Consider the following 12,856-nt stretch of genomic DNA (forward strand, 5'->3'; position numbering starts at 1 on the left):
AACAGCGTTGAAAACAATAAATAAAATATCATTTAATGATATAGAAAGCATTCCACAACTGGTAAAAGATTTCCTGAATCAGAAAATTGAAGGCTTTGAAAAAAATACCTTTTCTTTAGACCACTTTAAAGATCAGATTCATCTCAAACAGGACTCTTTTACGCAGGGTCAGAGAAGTATCTTATCCGATGTGCTGGAAAAGCAACTTTTAGAACTTACCCTTTCTTCAAAACAGAAAGAGAATCTGGAAAACCTCAGGTCACCCAATACATTTACTATAACTACCGGACATCAGCTAAATCTGTTTTCCGGACCTGTTTTCTTTGTCTATAAAATTTTACAGACCATTAAAACATGTACTTATCTGAAGGAAAATTTCCCGGATTTTAATTTTGTTCCTGTATATTGGATGGCATCGGAAGATCATGATTTTGCAGAGATCAACCATTTCAAAACAGAACCTAATTATTACGAAATCAACGAGAAATCCGGTGGGCCGGTAGGCAGGATTACGATCAGCGATACATTCTTTATTTCTGAATTTGAAAAAGAATTTAAAGATTCCGTATTCGGTACAGAGCTGATTTTGATGATGAAAGAAGCCTATAAATCTGGGAATACACTGACGGAGGCTATTAAAATTTTGGTAAACAGGCTTTTTTCTGAATTTGGACTGTTGATCATTGATGGTGATTCCAAAGAGCTTAAAAGCCAGATCAAAGATATTTTCAAAGATGAACTGCTGAATTTCAGCTTACAGAAAAACTCAAAAGAGAAAGTAGGTTTTCTGACAGGAAAATATGGAAAAGTACAGGTCAATCCGCGTGATATCAATCTTTTTTATCTTTCTGAAACAAGAGACAGGATCGATTTTGACGGAGAAAAATATATTGCAGTAGATACAGATAAAATATTTAGCCGGGAAGAAATACTTCAAGAGCTGGAAAACCATCCTGAAAAATTCAGCCCGAATGCTTTAATGCGTCCGGTTTATCAGGAAAAAGTACTTCCCAACTTAGCCTACATCGGAGGAAATGCCGAGATCATGTACTGGCTGGAACTTAAGGATTATTTTGCATCAGTTAATATTCCTTTTCCTGTTTTGATCCCAAGGAACTCCATGCTTTTCATTAAAGAAAAAACTGTTGGGAAAATTGAAAAACTGAATCTTAATATCGAGGACTTCTTTGGAAACTTTACGGCAATTACCAACCAGAAAATTTTAAAAGACAGCAATTTATTATCATTACTTGAAGAAAAAGAAATACTTTTAGAGAAAAGCTTCTCCGAACTGAAATTAATAGCAGAAACAACAGAACGATCTTTCGGGAATATGGTAAAAGCAGAAGAAGTGAGACAGCTGAAATCATTTAAGAGAATGAAAAAGCGCCTTCTGCATGCAGAAAAAATAAAGCAGGGCGAACTGCTCGAAAGACTGGAAAACCTGTTTTTAGATGTTCATCCTTCAAAAACATGGCAGGAGAGAGTCTATAATTTCAGCGTATTCTTTTCAGACTATGGCTATTCATGGCTTGAAAATTGTTGGGAAGAAATGGTGGTTCAAGAATCCAAATTAATAATTGTTGCCATTTAATTTTAAAGAAGTATTTTTGTAAATTATAATTATCGAGTATGATAAAGAGGTTTTTTATTTTGTCCAGTTTATGTATGGTTTTGGGAGTGTCTGCCCAGAACTCTCACACCGTTGTAAAAGGAGACAATCCTTATAATATTGCAAAGAAATACGGGATTACTGTAGATGAACTGTTAAAGCTGAACCCAAAATTCAAAGACGGTAAGCTGGCCATAGGAGACGTGGTTATGGTAAAAGCTGAAAAGCATACTGTTCCGGCTTCCAAGCCTGCAGTCGTAGAAAAAGCAAAACCCGGTCATGCAAATGCTCAGGTCGGAAAAATTATACTTCAGCCTAAACAAACGATTTACGGAATTACAAAACAATACCGTATTTCTGAAACGGATTTAAGAAAACTGAATCCTGAACTTGATACCCATATGAAAATAGGGGACGAGATCACATTGCCTCTCGATAGCATCAAAAAATATGGCGGAGAACAACAGGCAGTTTCTGCGGCTGTAGTTACTAAGTCTGCAGAAACTCATACAGAAACATCCGCAGCTGTAGCAACACCTGCAGAAGGAGAAGATTATGTAATCCAGTCAAAAGATAATTATTACAGAATTACAAAACAGTTTGGAGTCAGCCAGCAGGAACTTTTTGCTTTAAATCCAGGATTGGAAGAAAAAGGTCTTAAGCCCGGCGAAACCATCAGAATAAAAAGAACGAATACGGATGCAGCTGTAGTTTCCGAACCCGTAAATTCGAAAACAAAAATAGATTCAGGAAACGAAAAATCTACAACAGCAGATGTAACTGCTGTGGCTGACGATTACGTTACCTATACCGTTCAACAAGGAGATACTGTATTCTCTATTTTGAATAAATTCGGAGTTTCAATCGATGAACTGATCGCTCTGAATCCTGATCTTTCCAAAGGACTGAAAGCAGGAATGATCTTAAAGATCAAAAAGCAGGATCCGGCTTATGTGAAGAAAAGCGGTGACGCATTAAGCGTTGTTTTGATGCTTCCTTTCGGATACAGTACCAACGAAACCCAGTACAGATCAATGGCGCTGGATTTCCTTACCGGGGCTAAACTGGCTATTGAAAGAAATGCAAGAGGCGGGCAGAAGCTTGATATTAAAATTGTGGATTCAGGAAACGAAGCCTCATTTAAAAACTCAATGACCCAGATCAATCCTGATAATACAGACCTGATCATCGGCCCATTCTTTAAATCGAATGTGATTGACGTTCTTGATTTTACCAAAAACCAGAAAATTCCGGTTGTAGCACCTTTTGCGAACTCTCCCGAACTCTACAATTATAATAACCTGATCATCGTGGAAACCAATGACCAGACTTATGCAGATAAAATTGTTGAAGAAGTAAAAGCGGTATATTCGGATCAGAAAATCTATGTAGTGGCAGACAGCAAAAAAGAAATTGCAAACTACATCAAAGGAGGTCTTGAAAAAGCAGTTAAAAATCCAAATATAATTATTGTGAATTCTCCTTCAGAAATTCAGTTGGATAAGAATATGATGACAGGGCAGTCTGCTCCGGTTATTGCAATTCTGGCCAGCGATAATGACGCTGTCGGAGAAGCATTTGCCAATAAAACCATTGCTCTTTCCAAAGAAGTACAGGGAGTAAAAGCATTCAGTATGTATTACTCTCCGGTTTTCGAGAAGAAAGTAGATGAGCTGAGCCAGGCAAGCCTTGTGTACCTGATGGACAGAAAGATCAATGCTGACGGTAGTTTTGAGAAAGAAATCTTAGCCGCTTATAAAAGTAAATACTGCAAAGTACCTCCAAAATATGCCATCGTAGGTTTTGATGTTGTAAATGACATGCTGACCAGAGAAAATAAAAAAGGAGAGATCTTTAAACAGATGAATAAAGTTCAGACCCAGCTTGCTACCAAGTTTGAGTTTGTAAAATCTAAAGCAAACGGGGCTTACGTAAACACCGGATACCGAGTGATAAGACTAGTTCCTTAACCGATTTATGCCTTTTTAAAAGGATATTTTTAACATTATCTTTATATTTGCATAATATTTAATTCAATACATGAAAGCACTTGTATTTCCTGGGCAGGGTTCTCAGTTCGTAGGAATGGGAAAAGAATTGTACGATTCTAGAAAAGACATAAAGGACTTAATGGAATCTGCCAATGAAATTTTAGGTTTCGATATTCTTTCCTTGATGTTCAACGGTACGGATGGAGATCTTAAGAAAACAGAGGTTACCCAGCCTTCTATCTTTATACATTCAGTAGCTGCTTTAAAAGCAGTGAACGGTCTTGGAGCCGAAATGGTTGCAGGACACTCTTTAGGGGAATTTTCAGCCTTAGTAGCCAATGGAGTTTTGTCCTTTGATGACGGCCTGAAATTAGTATTTGAAAGAGCAAAAGCAATGCAGGAAGCCTGTGATGCCAATCCAAGCTCTATGGCTGCAATTTTAGGTCTTGAAGACGCTAAAGTTGAAGAGATCTGTGCGCAAATCAGCGGTATTGTGGTGCCTGCCAATTATAACTGTCCCGGACAATTGGTAATTTCAGGAGAAACACCTGCAGTAGAAGAAGCTTGCGCAAAGCTTAAAGAAGCGGGAGCAAAAAGAGCATTGTTGCTTCCTGTAAACGGAGCATTCCACTCTCCGCTAATGCAGCCGGCGCAGGAAAGACTGGCAGCTGCGATTGAAAAAACAAAATTCAGAAAAGCAACTATTCCGGTATATCAGAATATTACCACTACCGCAGTGATTAATCCTGAGGAGATCAAACAAAACCTGATCGCTCAGCTTACAGGTCCTGTAAAATGGACACAGTCTGTTCAGAATATGATCAAAGACGGAGCCTCTAATTTTGTGGAAGTTGGTCCGGGAAAAACTCTTCAGGGACTGATCAAGAAAATTGATGCTTCTGTAGATGTTGCTTCTGCAATCTAATTAAAAAAAATATGAGCGGAATATTTTCACCGGGAAAGCTTATGCTTACTTCAGAATATTTCGCGATAGACGGAGCTCTTGTCCTGGCGGTACCTACCAAGCCTGGACAAGAGTTTTTTTTTGATGAAGAAGATGATAAAAAGTCCCTGATCTTTTGGGAAGCCCATCATCAAAACAAATTATGGCTGAAGGCTGTCATTGATTATAAGAACTGGCAGATCCTGGAAACCAATATTCCCTCAGGCGCTGAATTTATTCTAAAAACCTTAAAAAATGTTCAGCAGCTTTCTGAATCCAAATTCAAAAGCAGTTTTACTTATCATCTGAAGACTAACCTTCAGTTTCCTGCAGATTACGGACTGGGCAGCAGCTCTACTCTAATGAGCAACCTTGCAGAGTGGGCGGCTATTGATCCTTTCCATCTTAACAGCATGAGTCTGGGAGGAAGCGGCTATGATATTGCAGTGGCAAAAGAAAAGTCAGCTGTTCTTTTCCGCAGTAAACCTGAAATCAGTTATGAGAAAGCAGATTTTAATCCACCATTCAAAAATGAGCTGATTTTTATTCATTTAAATCAGAAACAGGACAGCCGGGAAGGAATCCGTTTTTACAAGTCGAAGCCGAAATCACAAATCCTTATTGATGAATTTTCGGATATCACAAAAAAAGTTTTGTTATGTAGAGAATTGGAAAATTTTTCTCAATTGATGATGATTCATGAGCAAAAAATTTCAAAATTCCTTGAAATACCCACAGTTAAAGAAAAATTTTTCGCAGACTGTCCCGTTTTTGTTAAAAGTCTGGGAGCATGGGGAGGAGATTTTGTGATGAGTGCCAAATTTCACGGCTATGAGGACTATTTTTGGGGAAAAGGTTTCAATACTGTTTTTGAATGGTCTGATATAATTAATTTATAATCAGTAATTTACAATCCTGTTTTTTTATTTGTCATTCTGACTTATATCATTATATTTAAACCACCTTTAACAAATAATTAATATTAATTTTGTTGAGCCCAATAAAGAAATAGAAAATATAAGTAAAATGAAACACGCTAAAATCATCCAGGATTTAGAAAAATTAGGGATTAAAGGGAATTATGAAGTCGTCTATAACCCGTCTTACGAAGAGTTATATCAGGCTGAGGTAGCTCCTGAAAATCAAGGCTTTGAGAAAGCTGAACTTACAGAATCTGGTGCAGTATCAGTAAAAACCGGAATTTTCACAGGTCGTTCACCTAAAGACAGATACATAGTTCAGGATGATGTTACAAGAGATACAATTTTTTGGGATGGGAAAGTAAACCTTCCGACTACAGCGGAAAATTTTGATTCTTGTAAAGGATTAGTGCTAAACCAGCTTTCTGAAGCTAAAAAAATCTATGTTGTTGATGCTTTTTGTGGTACCAACACAGATACCAGACTAAAAGTAAGATTTATCGTTGAAGTAGCGTGGCAGGCGCATTTCGTTACTAATATGTTTATCCGTCCTTCTCACTATGAGCTTGAAAACTTCGGAGAGCCGGATTTCACAGTAATCAACGGTTCTAAAACTACCAACCCGAACTGGGAAGCCCAGGGACTGAATTCTGAGAACTTCATCATGTTTAATCTTACTGAAAAACTACAGATCATCGGAGGTACATGGTACGGAGGTGAAATGAAGAAGGGGATGTTTGCTATGATGAACTATTACCTTCCACTGAAAGGAATGGCTTCTATGCACTGTTCTGCCAACGTAGGTGAAGACGGTGATGTAGCTCTTTTCTTTGGCCTTTCCGGAACCGGAAAAACAACTTTATCTGCAGATCCTAAAAGATTCCTGATCGGTGACGATGAGCACGGTTGGGATAATAATGGTGTATTTAACTATGAAGGAGGATGTTATGCTAAAGTAATTGACCTTTCAGCAGAAAAAGAACCGGACATTTTCAGAGCGATCAAAAGAGATGCGCTTCTTGAAAACGTAGTGGTAAACAACGGAATCGCAGATTATACCGACGGATCTATCACTGAAAATACAAGAGTATCTTACCCGATTTATCATATCAACAAAATCGTTCTTCCTTCTAAGGCAGGGCATGCTAAAAAGATTGTTTACCTTTCTGCTGATGCATTCGGAGTATTGCCTCCGGTTTCTATCTTAGATGAGAACCAGGCACAATACCACTTCCTTTGTGGATATACTTCCAAACTTGCCGGTACAGAAAGAGGAATTACTGAACCTGAACCATCTTTCTCTCCTGCATTCGGAGAGGCATTTCTTACCCTTCACCCGACAATGTATTCTAAAACACTGATTGGTAAAATGAAGGAGCATGGTGCCAAAGCCTATTTAGTAAATACCGGATGGAACGGAACGGGAAAGAGAATTTCTTTGAAAGATACAAGAGCGATCATCGATGCAATCATTGACGGGTCTATCGAAAATGCTCCTAAAACTCGGGTTCCGATTATGAACCTTGAAATTCCTACACAGCTTCCGAATGTTTCCGAAGGAATCTTAGATCCAAGAGAAACGTACAGCAATGCTTCAGAATGGGAAGAAAAAGCAAAAGATCTTGCTACAAGATATATTAAAAACTTTGAACAGTATTGTAATACAGAAGAAGGTAAAAAGCTTATTGCTTCCGGACCTCAATTGCAAGAACAGACAACCAACTAAATATAAAAATCCTCATCAATTGATGAGGATTTTTATTTTATATATATTTAGATGCTTCAGCATAGCTCAGCATTTTTAAAAGTATTAAAGTACTTATTAGCTTACCGTTTTTAAGCTTAAAATCGCCAACCTGTACCCGTCCATTCCAAAGCCCGATAACACTGCATCCGTATGGGCTGCCGTTACAGACTTCTGACGGAATTCTTCTCTTTTATAAATGTTACTAATATGCACTTCGATTTTAGGCTTTCGTATATTCTTTAAACAGTCTGCAATAGCATAGGAATAGTGAGTATACGCACCTGGATTGATCACCAGGGCATCAAAATCATCTTCCTGAAGACGGTTAATAATTTCTCCTTCAATATTGGACTGGTAATATTTTAGTTCATTGGAGGGAAATTCAGATTTTAGTTTTTCCAAATAATCCTCCATAGAAATATTTCCATAGATTTCAGGTTCTCTTGTTCCCAGTAAATTAAGGTTCGGACCGTTAAGGATAAGAATTTTCATTAAAAAAATTTATCCAAAGATAAATAATTTTCTACAGAGTACTATTCACGATTATTTTTGAGGTTTTTCTGGAAATATTCTGAGGGGGTAATTCCTTCTATTTGTTTAAAAACCCTGTTAAATGTAGATTGATTAGAAAATCCTGCTTCGGTATAAACATACATTAATGTGGTTTTTTGGAAATCAATTTCGGTGAATAGTTTTTTTACATAGTTAATTCTATAAACATTCAGATAGTTGTTGAAATTAGGATATCCTTTATAACGGATGGCTTTGGATATATAAGTACTGTTGACGTCTAATGCCACACTCAGCTTTGAAAGATTAAATTTTTCATCTTTAAAGAGCATGTTTTCAGTCATACATGTTTCTATCCGGTTGAAGAGTTTTTCCATACTTTCAATGTCAATATCGGTATCTTCTGAATGTATTTCAATAGTATTGGCCTTGTATTTTTGAGATTTCCTTGTTCCGGTTTGCTCAAACTGTGATAAGATTTCCAGTTTCCTGATCTTATCTTTATAATAAATTAATAAGGCAACTACTAAAACATTAGAAATAATTAGAATGGTATCTGTAAATATGACTTCCTTTTGAGAGTGCTGCGGGAAGCTAAAAGAAAAATTATTGGCAATAATATAAACCAGAATAATCATTAGTAAGGTATATGCTGTATAGCTCAATACCATTCTGCTGGAAAAAAAGATATAAGCTCCCAAAGGAATGGGCATTAGCCAACAAAAACTTGCTACAGAATTATTCCAGAAGGCAAGCATAATATAAAAATTGTATAGAGGGGCAAATATTAAATATAAATGTATAATCAGAGTTATAGGGTATTTTTTTCGTGCAAGCGAATAACTGTAACTGGTAAAAGCTATTCCACCAATTAAATACCAAGGCATTATTTTGTCCTGAATAAAGAAAGTAAAGATAACAGCATAAGTTCCTAAGATAAGAATCATTAGGATTACATATCTATCCATCAATTCATGCTTTAATTTTTCTATTTGTGTATATTTTGTGTTTAATTCAAGCATTTATGTCAGTTTATTTCAGAGAATATCAATCAATTCTTATAAATGTTTTATTTAATTATTTGATTTTCAGTTAAATAATTAAGTTTAAATCATTTTCAAGATTCTCATTTATTCATCATTTTTTTGATTTACCTATAGAAATAACTTTGCAAAAGGAATCATATCAAAAAAATATTTCAAATGAATACCCCTCTTTTAATAAAAAAAATAATGTTGTGCACTTTTGTGTTGCTGACATTTCTTTTTATGCAGGCTAAAATGAGGAGAGATTCAAGTGAAAACAAAAGTATTGAAAAAAACGCGAAAATATCTACAGTTTTTATTGCAAAAGGAACTATCATTTATGGAATTGAAAAAATAAAAAATGCAGAGCTTAAGATTGAACGAAAGAAAATAAGTAAAAATACTTCTAAAACTCACAGAAAAAATCCTTTAAGAAGGCAACAAAGGAAAACACAAAGAGAAGATTTGGATAAAAAAGAAAACGCTAAAGATGCCTTTGAAATTAAAATTAAAATAGCAGATAAAGATACTCAAAAGAAATTTCTGATCTGGTTATCTGAGGAATTAAAAGGAATAACTGATGGTCAGTATAAATCAAATTTCATGATTGTCCCGAATCAGACAGTTTTTAAATTATTTTTTGAAAAGAAGAGACTGATAAAAATATTTGAAAGCTGTAAAAATACTTTATTTAAAAATAGAATTTCTTATATCAGGCCTCCCCCGATTATCTAAAATGTAAAGTTTTCATAAACATAAATTTCAATAAAAAAACATTCAATGATAATTTTTTGAAAGAGGCATCCCTTTAAAAACCTCTTTCCATTTTTTAACACTTTTTAAACAATTACAAATGAAGAAAATACTATTACTAATTACATGCATCGCTTCTGCGTCAGTATATTCCCAGGTTGGAATAAACACCGCTAATCCACAAGGGATTTTTAATGTAGATGCATCGAAAGACAATGCCATAACAGGAATTCCGACTGCTTCGCAACAGGCTAATGATTTTACAGTAGCTTCAAATGGAAGTGTAGGTATAGGAATTAATATTCCAAATGCATCTGCAATTCTGGATATAAATGTAGACGGATTGGCTTCCGGCAGTAAGAAAGGTCTTTTAGGTCCTAAAGCAGCATTAAGTTCTCAGACAGATCAGGTTACAATACCTTCACCGGCTGCAGGATTATTGGTATATAACCTTGGAACAGGAGGACTTGCTTATATTGGTTATGTATACTGGAATGGCAGCGAATGGAGAACCCTTAATAATGATTCTCTTGCTCCCGGAACTATAAGTGGAATTACCTGTAACGGGATTACCCTTTCTCCAAATACTTATACTGCAGGGGTGCCATATACGGGAACTATGAGTGTGCCGTATACCGGAGGAAACGGAGGAGTTTATAATGCACAGACAGTAGGTCCTGTGAATGGTCTTACTGCAACATTATCTGCAGGAAATTTTAATTCAGGATCCGGAACTTTGAACTACACAGTATCTGGTATACCCACTGTTACAAGCCCTGTCACTACAACATTTCCGCTAAATATCGGAGGACAAACCTGTAATGCAACAGTAGGTGCCGGTGACGGGATTGGGTTGGGAGAGTTGGTGTTTTATCATTCATCAATTCCCCGTAAAGCGTCATCATTTCTCTTAAGCCAATATCTTACAGACCTTCCGGTATTAAACAATACCTTCAGAATAGATGCCTTTATAAATTCTCCCGGAGCTTATGACGGAACCGGTGCAACTACAAATATGGATCCGCGCCTTTATAACATAACGGCCTCGAATGCAAAAGTATGGGTTTCTGAAGTATCAACACATACAGGTGACTCTCATGGTGCCAATCTGCTGATTCTTCCAAGTAATTATGCACAATTTGATGATGGAGTTTATCTTACACAAGGCAGAAATGAAACTGTTACATTTGATGTAACGACAACCGATAATAAATGGTACAGGGTTTATTATGTGTTGCGTATCGACAATAAATCCCTTACGAATAGTGGTAATGGAAATACTACTGCCGATGCAACCACTACCGATAATACATTAGAGGTCTACATATCTATCCAAAGATTGTACTAACCATTTAAACATTCATAATAATTTCCGGAAAAGAGCTGTTTTTAGTAACTGCTCTTTCCGGTTTTAATTAAAGCCTGGCATATATGATATGATATAAAAACTAATAATCACGGAATGAATCCAATAAATGAATTTTTAGATATTAGCGTATTTGGTATTTTAAAATATTTTATGATTGCCGGGAGCTATTATGTTGTATGTTATATTTTATACAAAAAAGCTTTAGCGACTGCTAAAATCCAAAAAAAAGAGATTTTAGGAAGAGATATTAAAAGAGAAATAAGACATTCGGTTTTGTCTTCCGTGATTATGTCTGTTTTAATTTTTGTGGCAATAGATACTGATCTATCAAAATATACAAAATGGTATCACAACATCAATGATTATCCGCTTTGGTGGCTTCCTGTAAGTTTTTTGTTGGGTATATTTATCCATGATACTTATTTTTATTGGCTTCATAGGCTTTTGCATCATCAAAAAGTATTTAAGTATGCCCATGTTGTTCATCATCAATCCAATAATCCAAGTCCTTTCACATCATATTCTTTCCATTTTTTAGAAGCGGTAGGAGAAGGGTTGATTGTTCCCATTTTGCTATTTATTATTCCCTTCCACCTCATAAGTATCTATTGCTTTATCGTTGTTGGATTTTTGATCAATGCTTATGGGCATTTAGGATATGAAATTGCACCAAAATGGTTTAGAAAATCATTTTTATTTCAGATCCTTAATTCTTCAGTGTATCACAATCTGCACCACAGTAAGTTTCATGGAAATTATGGGCTGTATTTTAGGTTTTGGGATAAAATTATGGGAACTGAAAATCCTGAATATGAAAATGCCTATGACAGAATACAAAATAAAAGATTTAATAATCAGAAAGAGTAATGGAATTAGATTTAAAAAATATTCATATTGGCGAGTGTATCAGAGAAAGAGCAGATGAGCAGAAAATCCCTATTGCCCGGATCTGCAATTTCTTCAAAATCACAGAAGATGAAATCAATAAAATGTATAATGAAAAGAGTCTTGGGACTGAAATTATTCTTAAATGGAGTAAACTGTTGGAGTATGATTTTTTCAGACTGTATACTCAGCATTTAATACTTTTTTCACCTCCGGGAAAGGGTTCTTCTAAAATCACAGTAACATCTTTGCCGCAATTTCGTAAAAATGTATATACGAAAGAAATTATAGATTTTATGTTAGAATTAATAAGTACAGGAGAGAAAACAAAATTTCAGGTTATAGATGAATATAAAATTCCCAAGACCACACTGTATAAATGGATAAGTAAATATGGCTGAAAGAAAAGCTAGAGAATGAAAAATAAAGTAAAAATCAAAAAAATGCATGAGAAAATTACAACCGAACTATAGAAAAATCTATACTGATATTATCATTAAAAAACATCCGGAAAAACTTAATATTTGTAATCCTGTATTGCAGAAAAAGACCTTATCGACTCTAGATATTATTAGATTGAATCAGATGGTTTTCGGGCTTAAGGATCAAAGGACATTTCAATTTAATCAAAAGCATAGGTCTTACGATGAATCTGCAATTTTGGATATTCTGGAATATCAGGAGAAAAACGGCCTTAATAATACTCAATTGGCTAACCATTTTAAATTGAGCCGGAATTCTGTCGCCAAATGGAAGAAAATATTCGCTTTAAGTAATTAAATGATCTGTTTAAATACCTCAATTGAATTATTTTTAATGATATTTCTCATGTTTAATAATTTATTAATCCTTGTAACTCCTTATTTATTTGATATTTATTTTAAATGATATGTTTAATTTTTAAAAATATAATTGATGAAACATTTAGTCTACTTGTTTTGTAGACTAAATGTTTTTAGATTTGCAACATATTTCGATCGGCTTATAAAGAAAGATGGAGGGAACTGACCCTGTGAAGTCTTAACAACCTGCCTCTGTGCAAGGTGTTACATTCAGCCTTTAAAGGGAAAATAAGCATTTGGTTAATCGTATTTATCGATG

General features: G+C 35.3%; 12 protein-coding genes and 1 riboswitch. Of the genes, 10 read left to right on the forward strand and 2 right to left on the reverse strand.

Annotated elements, in window-relative coordinates:
• The first annotated feature begins 7 nt into the window (after window positions 1–7).
• The 5 genes from bshC to pckA all read left to right on the forward strand — a co-directional run bounded on the left by bshC (window position 8) and on the right by pckA (window position 7,192).
• Complete coding sequence (gene bshC, locus AC4IFE_RS04015) at window positions 8–1,594, forward strand: bacillithiol biosynthesis cysteine-adding enzyme BshC (protein WP_490755090.1); 1,587 nt, start codon at window positions 8–10, stop codon at window positions 1,592–1,594.
• A 38-nt stretch (window positions 1,595–1,632) separates the two neighbouring features.
• On the forward strand, window positions 1,633–3,582 hold the full coding sequence (locus AC4IFE_RS04020) for a LysM peptidoglycan-binding domain-containing protein (RefSeq protein ID WP_490755092.1): 1,950 nt from the start codon (window positions 1,633–1,635) through the stop codon (window positions 3,580–3,582).
• A gap of 70 nt (window positions 3,583–3,652) precedes the next feature.
• Window positions 3,653–4,528 (forward strand): ACP S-malonyltransferase, encoded by an 876-nt coding sequence (gene fabD / locus AC4IFE_RS04025; protein ID WP_490755093.1) that lies wholly within the window; start codon window positions 3,653–3,655, stop codon window positions 4,526–4,528.
• 11 nt (window positions 4,529–4,539) lie between these two features.
• Window positions 4,540–5,445, forward strand: a complete 906-nt coding sequence (locus AC4IFE_RS04030; protein WP_490755094.1) for a GYDIA family GHMP kinase — start codon at window positions 4,540–4,542, stop codon at window positions 5,443–5,445.
• A 127-nt stretch (window positions 5,446–5,572) separates the two neighbouring features.
• The gene (gene pckA, locus AC4IFE_RS04035; RefSeq protein ID WP_490755096.1) at window positions 5,573–7,192 is read left to right on the forward strand and encodes a phosphoenolpyruvate carboxykinase (ATP); all 1,620 of its coding nucleotides are present in this window, start codon (window positions 5,573–5,575) and stop codon (window positions 7,190–7,192) included.
• A gap of 96 nt (window positions 7,193–7,288) precedes the next feature.
• On the opposite strand, the gene AC4IFE_RS04040 is transcribed toward pckA, so the two are convergent.
• Window positions 7,289–7,705 carry a type II 3-dehydroquinate dehydratase gene (locus tag AC4IFE_RS04040; RefSeq protein WP_490755097.1) on the reverse strand — a complete coding sequence of 139 codons (417 nt, stop codon included), beginning with the start codon at window positions 7,703–7,705 and terminating at the stop codon, window positions 7,289–7,291.
• A gap of 41 nt (window positions 7,706–7,746) precedes the next feature.
• Window positions 7,747–8,745, reverse strand: coding sequence for a helix-turn-helix domain-containing protein (locus tag AC4IFE_RS04045; RefSeq protein ID WP_490755098.1), 999 nt, complete (start codon window positions 8,743–8,745; stop codon window positions 7,747–7,749).
• A 180-nt stretch (window positions 8,746–8,925) separates the two neighbouring features.
• On the opposite strand from AC4IFE_RS04045, the gene AC4IFE_RS04050 reads away from it, so the two are divergent.
• The 5 genes from AC4IFE_RS04050 to AC4IFE_RS04070 all read left to right on the forward strand — a co-directional run bounded on the left by AC4IFE_RS04050 (window position 8,926) and on the right by AC4IFE_RS04070 (window position 12,535).
• Window positions 8,926–9,483, forward strand: coding sequence for a hypothetical protein (locus AC4IFE_RS04050; protein ID WP_490755100.1), 558 nt, complete (start codon window positions 8,926–8,928; stop codon window positions 9,481–9,483).
• 118 nt (window positions 9,484–9,601) lie between these two features.
• Window positions 9,602–10,849, forward strand: a complete 1,248-nt coding sequence (locus AC4IFE_RS04055) for a phage tail-like protein (RefSeq protein WP_490755102.1) — start codon at window positions 9,602–9,604, stop codon at window positions 10,847–10,849.
• 114 nt (window positions 10,850–10,963) lie between these two features.
• The gene (locus tag AC4IFE_RS04060; RefSeq protein ID WP_490755104.1) at window positions 10,964–11,737 is read left to right on the forward strand and encodes a sterol desaturase family protein; all 774 of its coding nucleotides are present in this window, start codon (window positions 10,964–10,966) and stop codon (window positions 11,735–11,737) included.
• Window positions 11,737–12,156, forward strand: a complete 420-nt coding sequence (locus AC4IFE_RS04065; RefSeq protein ID WP_490755106.1) for a transposase — start codon at window positions 11,737–11,739, stop codon at window positions 12,154–12,156. The genes AC4IFE_RS04060 and AC4IFE_RS04065 overlap by 1 nt, the downstream gene beginning before the upstream one ends.
• A 46-nt stretch (window positions 12,157–12,202) precedes the next feature.
• Window positions 12,203–12,535, forward strand: coding sequence for a helix-turn-helix domain-containing protein (locus AC4IFE_RS04070; protein ID WP_490755108.1), 333 nt, complete (start codon window positions 12,203–12,205; stop codon window positions 12,533–12,535).
• Window positions 12,536–12,734: 199 nt separating this feature from the next.
• Window positions 12,735–12,832, forward strand: a riboswitch (SAM riboswitch).
• Window positions 12,833–12,856: the final 24 nt, after the last annotated feature.

This window comes from Chryseobacterium sp. UF-81, from assembly GCF_058245105.1.

Coding starts and splice junctions, on each gene's coding strand:
- AC4IFE_RS04020 (WP_490755092.1), top strand. CDS start 1,633: ATGATAAAGAGGTTTTTTATTTTGTCCAGTTTATGTATGGTTTTGGGA.
- fabD (WP_490755093.1), top strand. CDS start 3,653: ATGAAAGCACTTGTATTTCCTGGGCAGGGTTCTCAGTTCGTAGGAATG.
- AC4IFE_RS04030 (WP_490755094.1), top strand. CDS start 4,540: ATGAGCGGAATATTTTCACCGGGAAAGCTTATGCTTACTTCAGAATAT.
- pckA (WP_490755096.1), top strand. CDS start 5,573: ATGAAACACGCTAAAATCATCCAGGATTTAGAAAAATTAGGGATTAAA.
- AC4IFE_RS04040 (WP_490755097.1), bottom strand. CDS start 7,705: ATGAAAATTCTTATCCTTAACGGTCCGAACCTTAATTTACTGGGAACA.
- AC4IFE_RS04045 (WP_490755098.1), bottom strand. CDS start 8,745: ATGCTTGAATTAAACACAAAATATACACAAATAGAAAAATTAAAGCAT.
- AC4IFE_RS04050 (WP_490755100.1), top strand. CDS start 8,926: ATGAATACCCCTCTTTTAATAAAAAAAATAATGTTGTGCACTTTTGTG.
- AC4IFE_RS04055 (WP_490755102.1), top strand. CDS start 9,602: ATGAAGAAAATACTATTACTAATTACATGCATCGCTTCTGCGTCAGTA.
- AC4IFE_RS04060 (WP_490755104.1), top strand. CDS start 10,964: ATGAATCCAATAAATGAATTTTTAGATATTAGCGTATTTGGTATTTTA.
- AC4IFE_RS04065 (WP_490755106.1), top strand. CDS start 11,737: ATGGAATTAGATTTAAAAAATATTCATATTGGCGAGTGTATCAGAGAA.
- AC4IFE_RS04070 (WP_490755108.1), top strand. CDS start 12,203: ATGAGAAAATTACAACCGAACTATAGAAAAATCTATACTGATATTATC.